Source organism: Kitasatospora sp. NPDC018058 (assembly GCF_044327205.1).
Lineage (GTDB): Bacteria > Actinomycetota > Actinomycetes > Streptomycetales > Streptomycetaceae > Kitasatospora.
Genome location: NZ_JBIRFA010000001.1, coordinates 526,656 through 543,665 on the forward strand (window position 1 = coordinate 526,656; position 17,010 = coordinate 543,665).

General features: G+C 71.2%; 14 protein-coding genes and 1 riboswitch. Of the genes, 11 read left to right on the plus strand and 3 right to left on the minus strand.

The window, feature by feature from the left end:
* Positions 1 to 21 precede the first annotated feature (21 nt).
* Positions 22 to 1,143, minus strand: a complete 1,122-nt coding sequence (gene gcvT / locus ACH4E7_RS02315) for a glycine cleavage system aminomethyltransferase GcvT (protein ID WP_396247096.1) — start codon at positions 1,141 to 1,143, stop codon at positions 22 to 24.
* 231 nt (positions 1,144 to 1,374) lie between these two features.
* Positions 1,375 to 1,479: riboswitch (glycine riboswitch) on the minus strand.
* 185 nt (positions 1,480 to 1,664) lie between these two features.
* Between gcvT and ACH4E7_RS02320 the strand changes: the two genes are divergently transcribed.
* The 7 genes from ACH4E7_RS02320 (at position 1,665) to ACH4E7_RS02350 (ending at position 10,053) form a co-directional block, all read left to right on the plus strand.
* Positions 1,665 to 2,462: an enhanced serine sensitivity protein SseB C-terminal domain-containing protein gene (locus ACH4E7_RS02320; protein WP_396247097.1), complete on the plus strand. Its 798-nt coding sequence runs from the start codon at positions 1,665 to 1,667 to the stop codon at positions 2,460 to 2,462.
* Between the two features lie 116 nt (positions 2,463 to 2,578).
* The gene (locus ACH4E7_RS02325; protein ID WP_396247098.1) at positions 2,579 to 3,493 is read left to right on the plus strand and encodes an enhanced serine sensitivity protein SseB C-terminal domain-containing protein; all 915 of its coding nucleotides are present in this window, start codon (positions 2,579 to 2,581) and stop codon (positions 3,491 to 3,493) included.
* Positions 3,494 to 3,957: 464 nt separating this feature from the next.
* Positions 3,958 to 4,953, plus strand: coding sequence for an ABC transporter permease (locus ACH4E7_RS02330; RefSeq protein WP_355673869.1), 996 nt, complete (start codon positions 3,958 to 3,960; stop codon positions 4,951 to 4,953).
* A gap of 66 nt (positions 4,954 to 5,019) precedes the next feature.
* Positions 5,020 to 6,789, plus strand: coding sequence for an ABC transporter substrate-binding protein (locus tag ACH4E7_RS02335; RefSeq protein WP_396247099.1), 1,770 nt, complete (start codon positions 5,020 to 5,022; stop codon positions 6,787 to 6,789).
* A 99-nt stretch (positions 6,790 to 6,888) separates the two neighbouring features.
* The gene (locus ACH4E7_RS02340) at positions 6,889 to 7,899 is read left to right on the plus strand and encodes an ABC transporter permease (RefSeq protein WP_396247100.1); all 1,011 of its coding nucleotides are present in this window, start codon (positions 6,889 to 6,891) and stop codon (positions 7,897 to 7,899) included.
* Positions 7,896 to 8,966 (plus strand): ABC transporter ATP-binding protein, encoded by a 1,071-nt coding sequence (locus ACH4E7_RS02345; protein WP_355673872.1) that lies wholly within the window; start codon positions 7,896 to 7,898, stop codon positions 8,964 to 8,966. The genes ACH4E7_RS02340 and ACH4E7_RS02345 overlap by 4 nt, the downstream gene beginning before the upstream one ends.
* 34 nt (positions 8,967 to 9,000) lie before the next feature.
* Entirely contained in the window at positions 9,001 to 10,053 is a 1,053-nt protein-coding gene (locus ACH4E7_RS02350; protein WP_396247101.1) for an ABC transporter ATP-binding protein, read from the plus strand.
* A 192-nt stretch (positions 10,054 to 10,245) separates the two neighbouring features.
* Here the strand turns inward: ACH4E7_RS02350 and ACH4E7_RS02355 are convergent, their stop codons facing one another.
* Positions 10,246 to 11,496 (minus strand): acyltransferase family protein, encoded by a 1,251-nt coding sequence (locus ACH4E7_RS02355; RefSeq protein WP_396247102.1) that lies wholly within the window; start codon positions 11,494 to 11,496, stop codon positions 10,246 to 10,248.
* 264 nt (positions 11,497 to 11,760) lie between these two features.
* Between ACH4E7_RS02355 and ACH4E7_RS02360 the strand changes: the two genes are divergently transcribed.
* Positions 11,761 to 12,420 carry a trimeric intracellular cation channel family protein gene (locus ACH4E7_RS02360; RefSeq protein WP_355673875.1) on the plus strand — a complete coding sequence of 220 codons (660 nt, stop codon included), beginning with the start codon at positions 11,761 to 11,763 and terminating at the stop codon, positions 12,418 to 12,420.
* Here ACH4E7_RS02360 and ACH4E7_RS02365 read toward each other — a convergent pair.
* Positions 12,326 to 13,102: an IclR family transcriptional regulator gene (locus ACH4E7_RS02365; protein ID WP_396247103.1), complete on the minus strand. Its 777-nt coding sequence runs from the start codon at positions 13,100 to 13,102 to the stop codon at positions 12,326 to 12,328. The genes ACH4E7_RS02360 and ACH4E7_RS02365 overlap by 95 nt on opposite strands.
* 169 nt (positions 13,103 to 13,271) lie before the next feature.
* Between ACH4E7_RS02365 and ACH4E7_RS02370 the strand changes: the two genes are divergently transcribed.
* The 3 genes from ACH4E7_RS02370 (at position 13,272) to ACH4E7_RS02380 (ending at position 16,962) form a co-directional block, all read left to right on the plus strand.
* Complete coding sequence (locus ACH4E7_RS02370) at positions 13,272 to 14,453, plus strand: cysteine desulfurase family protein (RefSeq protein WP_396247104.1); 1,182 nt, start codon at positions 13,272 to 13,274, stop codon at positions 14,451 to 14,453.
* A 51-nt stretch (positions 14,454 to 14,504) separates the two neighbouring features.
* On the plus strand, positions 14,505 to 15,641 hold the full coding sequence (gene mnmA, locus ACH4E7_RS02375; RefSeq protein WP_396247105.1) for a tRNA 2-thiouridine(34) synthase MnmA: 1,137 nt from the start codon (positions 14,505 to 14,507) through the stop codon (positions 15,639 to 15,641).
* A gap of 136 nt (positions 15,642 to 15,777) precedes the next feature.
* Positions 15,778 to 16,962 carry an alpha/beta hydrolase family protein gene (locus ACH4E7_RS02380; RefSeq protein ID WP_396247106.1) on the plus strand — a complete coding sequence of 395 codons (1,185 nt, stop codon included), beginning with the start codon at positions 15,778 to 15,780 and terminating at the stop codon, positions 16,960 to 16,962.
* Positions 16,963 to 17,010 lie beyond the last annotated feature (48 nt).

The window sequence follows — 17,010 nt, forward strand, 5'->3', positions numbered from 1 at the left end:
GTGGACGGGGAAAGGCGGGTGTCAGCGGGCGCGCTTGTAGAACGGCAGCGCCACGACCTGGACCGGCTCGTGCTTGCCGCGCACGTCCACCGCGACGGTGGTGCCGGGGGCCGCGTGGGCCGCGTCCACGTAGGCCATCGCGATCGGCTGGCCCAGGGTCGGGGACGGCGCGCCCGAGGTGATCCGGCCGATCGGGGCGCCCTCGGTGGAGACCACGGTGTACTCGGCGCGCGGCACCCGCTTGCCCTCGGAGACCAGGCCGACCAGCACCTTCGGCGGGTTGGTCTCGGCCGCGGCGGCGGCCTGCTCCAGCGCCTTGCGGCCGACGAAGGCGCCCTCGTTGGTGGTCTTGTCGAAGCGGACGACCCGGCCCAGGCCCGCGTCGAACGGGGTGAGGTCGGTGGACAGCTCGTGCCCGTACAGCGGCATGCCCGCCTCCAGGCGCAGGGTGTCGCGGCAGGACAGGCCGCACGGGACCAGGCCGTGGCCCTCGCCGGCGACGGTCAGCGCCTGCCAGATCGCCTCGGCGTCGACCGGGCGGCAGAAGATCTCGAAGCCGTCCTCGCCGGTGTAGCCGGTGCGGGCCAGCAGCACCTCGCGGCCGGCCACCTGGGCCGGGAGGATCGCGTAGTACTTCAGTCCGGGCAGGTCGGCCTCGGTGGTCCTGGCCAGGATCTCCGTGGACTCCGGACCCTGGACGGCGATCAGCGCGTAGGTGTCGCGGTCGTCGGTGACGACGGCGTCGAAGCCCTTGGCGCGGGCGATCAGCTCGTCCAGGACCAGCTGGGCGTTGGAGGCGTTGGCGACGACCAGGAAGGCGTCCGCGCGCAGGCGGTAGACGATCAGGTCGTCCAGGATGCCGCCGTCCTCGGCGCAGATCATGGTGTAGCGGGCGCGCAGCTCACCGAGCGCGGAGACGAAGCCGACCAGCGCGTGGTCCAGCATCTCGCCGGCCTGCGGGCCGGTGACGGTGATCTCGCCCATGTGCGAGAGGTCGAACAGACCGGCCTTGGTACGGACCGCGAGGTGCTCCTCGCGCTCGCTGCCGTAACGCAGCGGCATGTCCCAGCCGGCGAAGTCGGTCATGGTCGCGCCGAGGGCGCGGTGCAGCGCGTCGAGCGCGGTCAGGCGGAGGGACGACATGGCCAGGAACTCCTCGGTCGGGGCACTCAGGGGTGCACGCGCCGGAACCGGACCCGCTCGGGGACCGACCCTGCGCGCGGGCATGCGGCGGCGTGGGTCTCCCCATCTGTCGTCGAACCTGAGAGCTTCACCGCTCACCTGCCCGCAGCTGTTTCCAGCTTGGGGGACAGCATGGCGGCTTGCACCGTGGGTGGGCGCGCGACAGGGCCGCGCGCCGCTTTCCAGATGTGCCTAACCCGTGCGGTAGGGGGGCCTGAGAGATTCCGGGGAGGACTTGCTCCTTCGGCGCCGGCTGTACCGCCTGAGCGGCACTCCGGGCTCTCCCGCGCGGGTTCGAGCGGCCGGTGTGGAGTTGTGGGGGCCCGCGGCGCATGCCGACGGACGCGCACATCATGGCACGTCCGCGGGGAGGAGGGGAGGGGGGACCCGGTCACACGACACAGAGGCGAACACGAGCCCTAAACTTCTCCGCGTCGGCACAGCAGTGGGCGGCCGACCGGCAGAGGGCGGTTCAGGCGCGCATGGAGTACCCGGTGGGGCAGCAGCAGGGGTGGGGCGGGCCGGAGTCGGAGCCGTCGGGCGGTGCCTGGCCGGCCAACGAGCTGGAGCAGGTGCTGGCGGCCGCGCTGGGCGACCCGGGCGCGACGCCGCGGGTGATCGAGGTGCTGGCCCGCAGTCAGGTGTGGATCCCGCTGCCGGGCGGGGGAGACCCGGCCGGACAGGCGCTGGACCTGCCGACCATCGAGCTGGCCGGCGACCCGTACGTGCCGGTGTTCTCCTCGCAGGAGCTGTTCCTCCAGCAGGCGCCGGGGATGGCCTTCGCGATCGCGCCCGCCTGGGAGTTCGCCCGCGGACTGCCGCTGGGCGTGGGCATCGCGGTCAACCCCGAGGCGGCGGTGGGCATCCCGGTGCCGCCGCAGGGCGTGGCCGAGCTGCGTCGCGGGCCGCGTGAAGACCGTTGGGAGCAGCACCCGCAGGCGCCGACCGGCGGCCGGGTGGCGCTGCGCGAGCCGGTGCCGGGCGAGGACCCGGAGCACTTCCTGGCCGCCTGCCGGGCGGAACTGTCGGCCTTGCCCGGGGTGTTGACCGCGCGCCGGGCGCTGGCCAGCATCGAGGGCGAACCGACCGTGATGTTCGTGGGCGTCCAGCTGGACCCGGCCGCCCCGGCCGACCCGGGCGCGGTGAACGAGGCGCTCGGCCGGGCGCTGGGAACCGCGCCGCTGCCCGGCGGCGTCCACCTGGTACTTCTCGACCTCGCCGAGGACCCGGTGGTCGAGTGGCTGCTCACCCGGGTACTGCCTTTCTACGCGCGGGTGTGAGTGGGGTCCGCTAACAGGCACGTCGCCGTGGCGGTGGCCGGTGCCGCGCCATAGGGTGCGTGCAGACGGCCGACGGGCCGGCTGGTTCGAGGAAAGAGGCGCGGCGAGGTGGGCGCATGAGTGCGGGAGCGGGAACGGGCGGTGTGCCGGGGGCCTGGGGCCAGGCGCCGGCCGGGCGCCCGGCGGCGGATCCGGGCGCGTTGGAGCACGCCCTGCGCGAGGTCGCGCCGGAGCGCTTCGACGCGTACGAGCGGCTGCTGCACGCGCTGGCCGACGGTCAGGTCTGGATGCTGCTCTGGCACGGCACGCCGGGCAGTCCGGACGCGCAGTACGGGAACATGGAGATCAGCGGCCACGGCTACGCGCCGGCCGTGACCTCGCCCGAGCAGCTGACGGCCTCCGGCTGGGCCCGGGCCCACGAGGTCATCTCCGGGCGGGAGATCGCCGCCTCGCTGTACCGCACCCGCTGGGGCCTGTGGCTCAACCCGCACGCCCCTGGCGGCGGGGTCGGCGTGCCCTGGGCGGACCTGCGGCGGATCGCCGCGGGCCTGGACCGGCTGCCGGCCGGTCCGTTGAAGCTGAGCGAGCCGCAGGTGAACGCCCAGCAGTTCTTCGCGCTGCTGGAGCGGCAGGCCGGTGAAGTGCGTGCGGTCCGGGCGCTGCGCCGGGCCTGGGTGCAGCCGGCGGTGGGGGAGCCGTACCTGGCGATCGGGCTGGACCTGTACGAGAGTTCGCCGCCGGCCGTGGAGGCGGTGCGGGCGCTGATGCAGCGTGCGATCGCGGTGGCCCCGGAGGGGCTCGCGGTGTCCACGGTGGCGATGGCGGACGAGTACGATCCGGTGGCGCTGTGGATGCGCGCCAACGCACGGCCGTTCTTCGACCGCGAGGCGGGCCGCCCGCCGACCGGTCCGTACCCGTCGGCGGCGGCGCCCGGCTACCACTCGCAGGCCGGGTACTACGGCACCCAGCCGCCCGCGCCGGGCTGGGGTCAGCAGCCGCCGCAGGCGTGGCCCGGATACCCGGGCCGCTGATTTCAAAGCCATTTCTTGCCGAAGCCTTTACCAAGAAGCCGACTTGATTCTCCATCGGGTCGGCTTCGGTGCTTTCCGGACGAATTTCCCATTCCGGAGTCCGAACATCTTGACATGGCTGTTACAGCCGTGTGAAGAGGGATATGCCGAGGGCCGGAGAGGTGCATGCACGCAGATCACAGTTGGGCATCTGTCGGTTGTCAGGGCTGGCGCAAGGCTGTTCGCATGTCGGAGAGTTCTGCGCAACGCACCGCGCGTACTGGAAGCCCCACGAAGGTGAACGCGCACGCCGACCGCTCGATCCATGCGACGCCCATCCCGCGTGGTGGCAGTACCTGTGCACGCCCGTACTGCCGCGAACACCCGCTCCTCCTAAGCACCTCCGCACGTCCGCAGCCGCACCGCCGAAGCCGGCGCCCGGCACCCGTGGGCCGGCCACCGTCGGCGAGGGGACCCAACTGACCATGACCGCATCCGTGACAACCGCCGGGAACGAACCGGAGGCACCGGCCTCCCCGACCCCGGCCAAGACGATCGAGGGCCGTTCCCTCGGTCGGATCGCCTGGACCCGCTTCAAGCGGGACAAGGCCGCCGTCGCCGGCGGCGTCGTGGTGATCCTGCTGATCCTGCTCGCCGTGCTGGCCAAGCCGATCGAGGCGATGTTCGGGCTCGACCCCGACGCGCTCCACCAGGACCCGGACATCCTGGACGCCAACCTCGGCGGCCTGCCGATCGGGGACTGGGGCGGGATGAGCGGGGACCACCCACTCGGTGTCGACCCCCTGCAGGGCCGTGACCTGCTCTCCCGGGTCATCGAGGGCTCCTGGGTCTCCCTGCTGGTCGCCTTCGGCGCGACCCTGCTGTCCAACACCATCGGCACCGTGCTCGGCGTGATGGCCGGCTACTACGGCGGCTGGGTGGACACCCTGATCAGCCGGGTGATGGACATCTTCCTGGCCTTCCCGCTGCTGCTGTTCGCCATCGCGATCTCCGCCTCGCTGCAGGGCGGCGCGTTCGGCCTGCACGGCCTCCCGCTGCACATCATGGTGCTGATCTTCGTGATCGGCTTCTTCAACTGGCCCTACATGGGCCGGATCGTGCGCGGACAGACGCTGTCACTGCGCGAGCGGGAGTTCGTCCACGCGGCCCGCAGCCTGGGCGCCCGCGGCCCGTTCATCCTGTTCAAGGAACTGCTGCCCAACCTGGTCGGTCCGATCCTGGTCTACTCGACCCTCCTGATCCCGACCAACATCCTCTTCGAGGCCGGGCTCAGCTTCCTCGGCGTCGGAATCCAGCCCCCGCAGGCCTCCTGGGGCGGGATGCTCAACGACGCGATCAGGTACTACCAGGTCGACCCCCAGTACATGGTGGTCCCCGGCATGGCGATCTTCCTGACCGTGCTCGCCTTCAACCTGCTCGGCGACGGGCTCCGCGACGCCCTCGATCCCAAGAGCAACTGACCCTGATCGACTGACCCTGCGTCAGGACCCTTCCTCCTCCACATCCTCAAGGGGTTGATCTCACCCATGCGTAGGTCCCGTACCGTCGCGCTGACCGCCGCGGCCGCAGCAGCGGTCCTGGTCGTCACCGGCTGCTCCTCCAGCTCGAAGGGCAGCGACACGTCCTCCTCGGCCTCCGGCTCCACGGCCGGCGGCGCGGACGCGGCCACCAAGAGCATCGTCAACGCCTCGGACAAGAAGGGCGGGACGGTCACCTACGAGATGAAGGGCACCCCCGACTCCCTCGACCCGGGGAACACGTACTACGCGTACATCTACAACTTCTCGCGCCTGTACGGGCGTCCGCTGACCACCTTCAACCCGGCCCCGGGCGAGGACGGCAACAAGCTCGTCCCGGACCTCGCCGAGTCCATGGGCCAGCCCAGTGCGGACGGTCTGACCTGGACGTACAAGCTGCGCGCGGGCCTGAAGTACGACGACGGCACCCCGATCACCTCCAAGGACGTCAAGTACGCCGTCGAGCGCTCCAACTTCGCGCCGGACGTGAACTCCAACGGCCCGACGTACTTCCACGACCTGCTGGTCGACAACCCGACGCCGTACCAGGGTCCGTACAAGGACAAGACCGGCGACCTGAAGTCGATCGAGACTCCGGACGACCTCACCATCGTCTTCCACCTCCAGCACCCCTTCGCGGACTTCGACTACCTGGTCAGCGCCCCGCAGACCGTGCCGGTCCCGCAGGCCAAGGACACCGGCGCCGACTACGTCAAGCACGTCGTGGCCTCGGGTGCCTACAAGTTCGAGTCCTACGAGGACGGCAAGCAGGCCGTCCTGGTGCCGAACACCAACTGGGACAAGAGCACCGACCCGATCCGCAAGCAGCTCGCGGACAAGATCGTGCTCAAGATGAACATCGACCAGGCCACCATCGACAAGGACCTGCTGGCCGGCAATGCCCAGGTCGACCTGGTGGGCGGCGGCGTCGACCCGCAGACCCAGGCGCAGATCCTTCGCGACCCGAAGCTCAAGGCCAAGACCGACAACGCCTACGGCGGCCGCCTGGTCTACATGGCGATCAACACCCAGGTCGCGCCGTTCGACAACCTGGACTGCCGCAAGGCCGTCCAGTTCGCGATCGACAAGGTCTCGGTGCAGACCGCCGAGGGCGGCCCGATCCGCGGCCAGATCGCCAACACCGTCCTGCCGCCGGACATCCCGGGCCACCAGGACTTCAACCTGTACGAGACCAAGGACAACAAGGGTGACGAGGCCAAGGCCAAGGACGCCCTGAAGGCCTGCGGCAAGGACGGCGGCTTCAACACGGTGCTGACCGCCCGCACCGAGCGCGCCACCGAGATCGCCGCGGCGACCTCGATCCAGGCCGCGCTGAAGAAGGTCGGCATCAACGCCGAGATCCAGCAGTTCCCGCAGGGCAAGTACCTGACCGACAGCGCCGGTGCCCCGCAGTTCACCAAGGACCACAACATCGGCCTGATGATGATGCAGTGGGGCGCCGACTGGCCGACCGGCTACGGCTTCCTGCAGCAGATCGTCGACGGTCGCGCGATCAAGCCCTCCGGCAACAGCAACCTCGCCTCGCTGAACGACCCCGAGGTCAACAAGCTGATCGACGACGCCGCGGTCAACCCGGACAAGGCGGCCCGCGAGAAGATCTATGCCCAGATCGACAAGAAGGTCATGGAGCAGGCCGTCTACGTCCCGCTGACCGACTTCAAGGTCTTCCTGTACCGCCCGGACAGCGCCACCAACCTGGCGTCCAACCCGGCCTGGTCGGGTGAGTACGACTACCTGAACATCGGCACCACCAAGTAAGAGCCTGGCTCCGCAATCCCTGAAGGCAGGTGAAGGCAGCGGCGCCCGCCGCCGTCCGGAAGACCCCGGACGGTGGCGGGCCGCCGGAGCCGCCCAACTGTGTTTGCCTACATCATCCGCAGGATCTTCGCGGCCGTAGTGCTGCTGCTGGTGGTCAGCGCGGTCACCTTCGCGATCTTCTTCCTGCTCCCGCGCATCGCCGGCGAGACAGCCGACCAGCTGGCCGCGCAGTACATCGGGAAGAACCCGTCGCCCGAGGCGATCGCGGCGGTCAAGCAGAACCTCGGCTTCGACCAACCGCTGTACACCCAGTACTGGAACTTCCTGAAGGGCCTGGTCGGCGGCGCCGAGTACAAGTTCGGCCCCGACCCGGTCACCTGCCACGTACCGTGCTTCGGCTACTCCTTCAAGAACCACCTTGAGGTCTGGCCCGAGCTCACCAAGCGGGTCCCGGTCACCATCTCGCTCGCCATCGGCGCGGCCGTGATCTGGCTGGTCTCCGGCGTCGCCACCGGCGTCGTCTCGGCCCTCAAGCCGCGGTCGATCTTCGACCGGCTCTCCATGGGCATCGCGCTGGCCGGCGTCTCGCTGCCGGTGTTCTTCACCGGCGCCCTGCTGCTCACGCTGTTCAGCTACGAGTGGCCGATCCTGGACAACCTGGAGTACGTCGACTTCACCGCCGACCCGTTGATGTGGGCCCGCAACCTGATCCTTCCGTGGATCTCGCTGGCCTTCCTCTACTCCGCGCTCTACGCCCGGCTCACCCGCGCCGGAATGCTGGAGACCATGAGCGAGGACTACATCCGCACCGCCCGGGCCAAGGGCCTGGTCGAGCGCAAGGTGGTCGTCAGGCACGGGCTGCGCTCCGCGCTCACCCCCATCGTCACCATCTTCGGCATGGACCTCGGTCTGCTGCTCGGCGGTGCGCTGATCACTGAACAGGTCTTCTCGCTCCAGGGCGTCGGCCAGTTCGCCGTCCAGGCGATCTCCGACAACGACCTGCCCAAGATCCTCGGCGTCACCTTGCTCGCCGCCTTCTTCGTCGTCGCCTGCAACCTCGTGGTCGACCTCCTGTACGCCCTCGTCGACCCCCGCGTGAGGCTCTCGTGACCGAGCTCCAGAAGACCACGGAACCCGCCGCACAGACCCCGTCCGGCGACCCGTTCCTCTCCGTCCGCGACCTGCGGATCCACTTCGACACCGACGACGGCCTGGTCCGCTCGGTGGACGGGGTCAGCTTCGACCTGCACAAGGGCCGCACCCTGGGCATCGTCGGCGAGTCCGGCTCAGGCAAGTCCGTCACCTCGCTGGGCATCATGGGCCTGCACCGCTCCAAGCGGGCCCGGATCAGCGGCGAGATCCGCCTCAACGGCGAGGACCTGATCGCGGCCGGCCCGGAGCGGGTGCGCCAACTGCGCGGCCGCGAACTGGCGATGATCTTCCAGGACCCGCTGACCGCGATGCACCCCTACTACACGGTCGGGGCGCAGATCGTCGAGGCGTACCGGGTGCACCACCCGCAGGCCACCAAGAAGCAGGCCCGGGCCCGCGCGATCGAGATGCTCGACCGGGTCGGCATCCCGCAGCCGGACCGCCGGGTGGACGACTACCCGCACCAGTTCTCCGGCGGCATGCGCCAGCGCGCGATGATCGCCATGGCACTGGTCAACGACCCCTCGCTGCTGATCGCCGACGAGCCCACCACGGCCCTGGACGTCACCGTCCAGGCGCAGATCCTGGACCTCATCCGCGACCTCCAGGAGGAGTTCGGCTCCGCCGTCATCATCATCACCCACGACCTCGGGGTGGTCGCCGAGCTCGCCGACGACATCCTGGTCATGTACGGCGGCAAGTGCATCGAGCGCGGCCCCGCCGAGACCCTCTTCGACGCGCCCGAACACCCCTACACCTGGGGCCTGTTGGGGTCGATGCCGCGCCTGGACCGGGAGCTGCAGGAGCGGCTCGTCCCGGTCAAGGGCACCCCGCCGAGCCTGATCAACGTGCCGTCGGGCTGCGCCTTCCACCCGCGCTGCCCGTACGCGGCCCTGACCGGCGGGCGCTCCACGAGCGAGCTCCCGGTGCTGACCGAGGCCGCGCCCGGCCACTACGCCGCCTGCCACCTGCCGGCCGACGAGCGGCACCGCATCTTCGCCGAAGAGATCGCGCCCCGGCTGTGAGCCCGGCCTCGTACCACCTTTCTGGAGAGAACCGATGACGGACACTCAGGCGACTCAGGCGGCGATCCCGCCGCCGGCGCCCGCCTCCGACCGCGAGCCGCTGCTGAAGGTGACCGGCCTGACCCGGCACTTCCCGATCCGCGGCGGACTGTTGCGGCGCCAGACCGGCGCGGTGCGGGCCGTCGACGGCATCGACTTCACGGTCAACGCCGGTGAGACGCTGGGCGTCGTCGGCGAGTCCGGCTGCGGCAAGTCGACCATGGGGCGGCTGGTCACCCGGCTCGACGAACCCACCGGCGGGACGGTCGAGTTCGAGGGCACCGACATCACCCACCTGGGCGTCGGCGCGATGCGGCCGATGCGCCGCGACATCCAGATGATCTTCCAGGACCCGTACTCCTCGCTGAACCCGCGGCACACCGTCGGCACCATCGTCAGCGCGCCGTTCAAGCTCCAGGGCGTGCAGCCCGAGGGCGGGGTCAAGAAGGCCGTCCAGGACCTGCTGGAGCTCTGCGGGCTCAGCCCGGAGCACTACAACCGCTACCCGCACGAGTTCTCCGGCGGCCAGCGCCAGCGCATCGGCATCGCCCGGGCGCTCGCGCTCAAGCCGAAGATGATCGTCGCGGACGAGCCGGTCTCGGCGCTGGACGTGTCGATCCAGGCGCAGGTGGTCAACCTGCTGGACGACCTGCAGCAGGAGCTCGGCCTGACCTACCTGATCATCGCGCACGACCTCTCGGTGGTCCGGCACGTCTCGGACCGGGTGGCGGTGATGTACCTCGGCAAGATCGTCGAGATCGCCGACCGGGACTCGCTCTACCGCAGCCCGATGCACCCGTACACCAACGCCCTGATGTCGGCGGTCCCGGTGCCGGACCCGCGCCGGCGCCAGCGGGCCGGGCGCGAGCGGATCCTGCTCAAGGGCGACGTGCCCTCGCCGATCAACCCGCCCAGCGGCTGCCGGTTCCGGACCCGCTGCTGGAAGGCGCAGGAGGTGTGCGCCACCCAGGAGCCGCCGCTGACGGCGCTGAAGACCGGGCACCAGGTGGCGTGCCACTTCCCCGAGCAGGGCGAGGGGAACGATTAGGTACAGCCCCGAGCAGGGCGAGGGGAACGATTAGGCACAGCCCCGAGTTTGGAAAAGGCCGCCCGCCCCGGAACGGGGCGGGCGGCCTTTTCATCGTGTGCGCCCGGCACGGGCGGTTGCTCGGGAGGTGAGTCCCCTGCGTCAGCTGCGGCCGGTCGGGACGGGCTCCGCCTCCCGGGCCGGGTCGGCCGGCTACGGCTCGCGTGCGACCGGGGCGGCCGGTTGCGGCTCGCGCGTGACCGGTTCGGCCGGGAAACGGCGGTTCAGCGCCTTGATCACCTTGCGGCCGAGGTTCTGGAACGGGATCTCGATCAGGCGGTAGCTGAGGTAGCTGATCACCAGCAGGGCGGCCATGAAGCCGAAGAAGAACAGGCTGCGGTCCTGCCAGGAGGTGAGGGGCGGGTGGCCCTCCAACTTCCAGTTCATGAAGTGGATGATCGGGTTGTGCAGTAGGTACACCGAGTAGCTGACCGTTCCCAGCCAGGTCAGCCAGCGCGGGAAGCGGCGGTGGCGCAGCAGCATGCCGATCGCGAAGACGACCCAGGCGGCCAGGTAGGCGAAGGAGAACGACTTCCAGGTCTCGGTCCAGGTCCGCCACAGGGCCTGGTCACGGTTGTACATGTAGCCGGACGCGACACCCGCCGTGAGCACGAAGGCGCAGCACAGGATCGCCGGGAGTCGCTCGATCTGTCCGTGCTCCAGTCGGTACAGCACCGTGCCGGCGAACATCGTGGCGAAGATCATCAGGGTCTCGAAGGCAGTGGACCGGCTGTTCAGCAGGACCAGCACCAGGCCGAGGCCACCCAGCATCACACCGCCCCGACGGGCGAGATCCGCCCTGCCGGTGAAGATGCACACCATCGCGGTGACCACGATGATCGCGGCGGCCAGCACCAGGTGCCGGGTGGCCGGCAGACCGCCGGCCGTGAGCGTGCCGAGCGGCAGCCAAGCGCCCAGCACCAGTGCGGCGGCCGCGAAGCCGATCGCGATCGGGGCGCTCTGCCGGTGGCGGCCGGTGACGAACAGGGCCGTCACGAAGAAGTAGAAGAGCATCTCGTAGGAGAGCGTCCACATGACCCCGATGACGTTGGGGATGCCCATCAGGTCCTGGAACATCAGGCCGTTGCCCGCCAGCGAGAGCAGCGGGTGGTCGAACGCGAAGCCCTGGATCACCGAGTGGTTACGGGGCAGGAGCACCAGGCTCAGCACCACGGTGACGATCACCACCGGGTAGATCCGGAAGTACCGGCCGGCCCAGAAGGAGCGCACGTCCCCGCGCCGCTCCAGCGAGGCCGGGATGATGTACCCGCTGACCAGGAAGAACAGCATGACCCCGAAGATGCCCGGGTCCCCCAGGTTTCGGGGCGCCTTGTCGATGTGGAGCCAGTAGAACGGCAACGCGAGGTGGTAGATCGCCACCGAGAGGGCGGCTATGCCGCGCAAGGCGTCGAGCCGGCCGAGCCTCGACGAGGCGGCAGCGGCCTTGGCTCCGGCTACCGGGGCGCCCGAGCTGTGCTTGGTTGCACGTTCGATGAGCTTCGCAGGCAGGAGGCTAGCGGAACGCGCGGGCACGGGTCCGGGGCGGGCGCCGGGGAGGGCGTCCGGGGTGCGTGCGCGAAGCACCTCGGAAGCCCCGTACGCGAGACATTTGTGTCCGAATTGTGATCATATTCCCGGTGTGTGGGGCTCATCGGGTACACATGGACGGTGAGTTCGCAGATCTTCCCCTCCGACGTGCAGCAGTCGCTGGACCTCGTCGGCATATTCGTCTTCGCGCTATCCGGAGCGCTGCTCGCCGTCCGCAAGAACATGGACATCTTCGGGATCTGTGTGCTGGCCGAGGTCACCGCCCTCGGCGGCGGGGTGATGCGCGACCTGGTGATCGGCGCGACGCCGGTGGCCGCCTTCACCAACCTCGGCTACTTCCTCACCCCGCTGGCCGCCGGTCTGGTGGTGTTCTTCCTGCACCCGGAGGTCGAGCGGATCAACCGGGCGGTGCAGACCCTGGACGCCCTCGGCCTCGGTCTGTTCTGCGTCACCGGCACCGCCAAGGCGCACGACTACGGTCTGGGTGCGGTCGCGGCGATCGCGCTCGGCATGGTGACCGCGGCCGGCGGTGGGGTGATCCGCGACGTGCTGGCCGGGGAGATTCCCTCGCTGCTGCGCTGGGACCGCGAGATCTACGCCGTCCCGGCCCTGGTCGGCGCCGCCCTGGTGGCCGTGCTGATCGGCGCGAACCGGCTCACCGGAGTCACCGGGACCGCCGCCGCGCTCACCGCCTTCGGGCTGCGGATGCTCGCCCTGAAGTACGGCTGGCGCGCCCCGCGGGCCTGGCACCGCAACGGTTCTCGCACCAGCGAGGAGTAGGCGAGCCGCCGTACGCGAGCGAGATCGCCTCAGCCGTGCAGAGCAACTCCGGCAGCATCCGGGCCAGTTCGGCGGGCGGCACCCGGCTGGCCGGGGCGCTCAGCGCGCAGGCCGCGACCGTCCGGCCACCGCTGCCCGCGACCGGCGCGGCCACGCAGGTCACCGGCTCCCGGTGCTCGGCCGATTCGGCCGCCCAGCCGCGCAGGCGCACCGCCGCCAGCTCGGGCGGCAGCTCCTCCTCACGGGCGCCGTCCTCCGGCAGCCCGGCGAGCAGCACCCGGCCGACCGCCGTCCCGGTGACCGGGGCCCGGCGTCCGATCCGGGGCGGGCGGGCCGCCCAGGGCCCGGCCACCTCGTCCAGATAGAGCACCTCGCCGTCGTGCAGTACGGCCAGTTGGACGGTGTAGCCGCAGCGAGCGTTGAGCGCGGCCAGGTAGGGCGCGGCCACCTGCCGGACGTCGAAGTCCTCCAGCGCGCGGTGGGCCAGCGAGAGCACCCGGCCGCCGACCCGGTAGCGCCGGTCGGGCTGGCGCCGGACGAAACCGTGCTCCTCCAGGGTGCGCAGCAGCCGCAGCGCGGTGGACTTGTGGACCCCGAGGCTGCGCGCGGCCTGCTCCAGCGAGAGCGGTCCGTCGCCGAGCGAGCCGAGCAGGGTCAGCGCGCGGTCGACCGACTGCGACATGACGCCCCCTGGAACTCGCTTGAGAAGTGTCCGTCAGGCTAACCGCTGGGCGGCGCAGTGGTACAAACCAGTCCCGGACACCGCGGTGCGGCCGACGCGCCCTCCGGTGGCCGGATCGGTGCGCAGGTCTGGATCACGGCACCGGGGCGCCCTCTACAATCGGATGGTTATGCCATACCTGGACCATGCGGCGACCACGCCGATGCTGCCCGAGGCGATCGCCGCGATGTCGGCGCACCTGGGGGTGGTCGGCAACGCCTCGTCCCTGCACGCGGCCGGCCGCCGTGCCCGCCGGGTGGTCGAGGAGGCCCGCGAGTCGCTGGCCGAGTCGCTGGGTGCCCGCCCGAGCGAGATCGTGCTCACCGGCGGCGGCACCGAGTCCGACAACCTGGCCGTCAAGGGCCTGTACTGGGCCCGCCGGGACGCCGATCCGGCCCGCACCCGGGTGCTGTGCAGCCCGGTCGAGCACCACGCGGTGCTGGACGCGGTGCACTGGCTCTCCGAGCACGAGGGCGCCGACGTCGAGTACCTGCCGGTCGACCCGTTGGGCCGGGTGCGTCCCGAGGCACTGCGCGCGGCGATCGAGCGGGATCCGGCCTCAGTCGCGCTGGTCACCGTGATGTGGGCCAACAACGAGGTCGGCACCGTCCAGCCGGTGCGCGAACTCGCCGCCGTGGCCGCCGAGTACGGCATCCCGATGCACGCCGACGCGGTGCAGGCGCTCGGTCAGGTCCCGGTCTCCTTCGCCGAGTCGGGGCTCACCGCGCTCACCGTCACCGGGCACAAGATCGGCGGCCCGTTCGGCATCGGCGCGCTGCTGCTCTCCCGCGGCGCCACGCCCGTCCCGCTGCTGCACGGCGGCGGGCAGGAGCGCGACGTGCGCTCCGGCACCCTGGACGCCCCCGCCGCCGCCGGCTTCGCGGCCGCCGCGGCCTGGGCCGTCGAGCACCGGGCCGAGCACGCGGTCACCCTGGGCGCGCTGCGCGACGAGCTGGTGGCCGGGGTGCTGGCCGCCGTGCCGGACGCGGTGCTCAACGGCGACCCGTCCGCCGAGGGCCGACTGCCCGCCAACGCCCACTTCTCCTTCCCCGGCTGCGAGGGCGACGCGCTGCTGATGCTGCTGGACGCCCAGGGCATCGAGTGCTCCACCGGCTCGGCCTGCTCGGCCGGGGTGCCGCAGCCCAGCCACGTGCTGCTGGCGATGGGTGTGGACCCACTGCTGGCGCGCGCCTCGCTGCGGTTCTCGCTCGGCCACACCTCGGTGCGCGAGGACGTCACGGCGCTGGTCGAGGCGATCGCCCCGGCCGTCCAGCGGGCGCGGAACGCGGGCCTGGCGTCGGTCCGGCGGTAGCTCCTGTGCGGGGCCGGGCATGTTCGACGGCCCCGTACCCTTGTATCCACCATGACTGACTTCCCGGGTGCCCCGACCACTCCGTCCACCGGCCGCCTGCGCGTACTCGCGGCGATGTCCGGCGGAGTCGACTCCGCCGTCGCCGCCGCCCGCGCCGTCGAAGCGGGCCACGAGGTGACCGGCGTCCACCTGGCGCTGTCCGCGAACCCGCAGTCCTTCCGTACGGGCGCGCGCGGCTGCTGCACCATCGAGGACTCCCGGGACGCCTGGCGGGCCGCCGATGTGATCGGCATCCCCTTCTACGTCTGGGACCTCGCCGAGCGCTTCCGCGAGGACGTGATCGACGACTTCGTCGCCGAGTACGCGGCCGGGCGGACGCCGAACCCGTGCCTGCGCTGCAACGAGAAGATCAAGTTCGCCGCGCTGCTGGACAAGGCGATCGCGCTGGGCTTCGACGCCGTCTGCACCGGCCACTACGCTCGCATCGTCGACCTGCCTTCCGGGGAACGCGAGCTCCACCGCGCCGTTGATGCCGCCAAGGACCAGTCCTACGTCCTCGGTGTGCTGGATGCGGACCAGCTCGCCCACTCCCTCTTCCCGCTCGGTGACACCACCAAGGAGGAGATCCGGGCGGAGGCCGAGCGCCGGGGCCTGGCCGTGGCCAAGAAGCCGGACAGCCACGACATCTGCTTCATCGCCGACGGCGACACCCAGGGCTTCCTGGCCAAGCACCTCGGCACCGCCACCGGCGACATCCTCGACGTCGACGGCACCAAGCTCGGCGAGCACGACGGCGCCTACGGCTTCACCATCGGCCAGCGCAAGGGCCTGCGCATCGGTCGTCCGGCCGCCGACGGCAAGCCGCGGTACGTGCTGGACATCTCGCCGGTGAACAACACCGTCACCGTCGGCCCGGTCGAGGGCCTCGACGTCACGGCGCTGACCGCCATCCGCCCCCGCTGGTGCGGCACCGAGCAGCTGACCGAGGGCCGCTACACCGCCCAGCTGCGCGCCCACGGCGAGGAGGTGCCCGTCACCGCCGCCATGGTGGACGGCGAGCTCCACGTCCGCCTGGACACCCCGGCCCGCGGCATCGCCCCCGGCCAGGCGGTCGTGCTGTACGACGGCACCCGCGTCATCGGCTCCGCCACCATCGCCACCACCGAGCGCCCGGCCGTCAACGCCTGAGCGAACCCTGGTCCCGTCCGGACCAGGGGTGTCATCCGGATGGATGACACCCCTGAATCGCGGGGATGACCACGGCCGGAGATTGCATCCATTGGGCTGACTCGACGGTCCGGGCCGCGAACCTAACCTCAGGGCCATGACCCGAACCCGCCGCATCGCGGCCGTCGCCGCCCTCGTCCTCGCCCTGCCCCTCCCGCTGGCCGGGGCCGCGATGGCCTCGCCGTCGCAGTCCGCCACCGCGGCCGTCGCCGCCGTCTCCAGCACTCCGGCCGCATTCCACGGCGAGCTGCCCCGCCCGACCGGGCCGTACGCGGCCGGCGAGGAGGTGCTGCACCTGACCGACCAGGACCGCACCGACCCCTGGGTACCCTCGGCCGGGCCGCGGCAGCTGGTGGTGTCGATGGTCTACCCGGCCCGGCGGGACACCGGCGAACCCGCTCCGTACATGTCGCTCGGCGAAGCACAGGGCTTCGTGGCGACGCGGGTCCCGCCGGGTACCGGAGTCCAGCCGCAGGACCTCGTGGACACCAAGACCCACGCCTACACCGATGCCAAGGCCGCAGGCGGGAAGTTCCCGCTGGTGGTCCTCTCCCCGGGCTTCGAGAACCCCCGCACCACGCTGACCGGCCTGGCGACCGACCTGGCCAGCCACGGCTACGTGGTGGCCCTGGTCGGGCACACCCACGAGGACTCCGGCGAGACACTCGCCGACGGCAGCACCCCGGGCTGCGCGCTCTGCGCGAGCGGCGCACCGGACAGCCTCCCCGACAGCCGGGCGAAGGACGTTTCGTTCGTCCTGGACCGGCTGACCGGGCATCAGCCGGCCTGGCGCCTGGCCCACCTGATCGACCGTGACCGGATCGGCATGGCCGGGCACTCGATCGGCGGGGCGTCAACGCTGACGGCGATGGCCGAGGACCAGCGGATCCTGGCCGGGGTGAACATGGACGGCACGTTCTGGCCGCCGATCCCGACCGACAAGCTCAACGGGCGCTCGTTCCTCCTGCTCGGGAAGCAGGGCAACCACGCCGCCGGCGGCGGGGACGAGTCCTGGGGACAGACCTGGGCCGGCTGGGACGGCTACAAGCCCTGGCTGGCCGTCGCGGGCGCCAACCACGCCAGCTTCACGGACGTCGCGGTCCTGGCCGCCGAGATCGGCCTTCCCCTCCCCCCGGGGACGACCACCTCGCCGGCGCGCGGGATGCAGCTGACCCGGGAGTACGTCGGAGCCTTCTTCGACCAGACCCTGAAGGGAATCCACCAGCCCCTGCTCGACGGCCCGTCGGCGGCGAACCCGGAGGTGCTCTTCCAGCACCCTTGATCGTCTCGCGGCCCGGCCGTCCGGTGTGGACGGCCGGGCTCGTTCAGG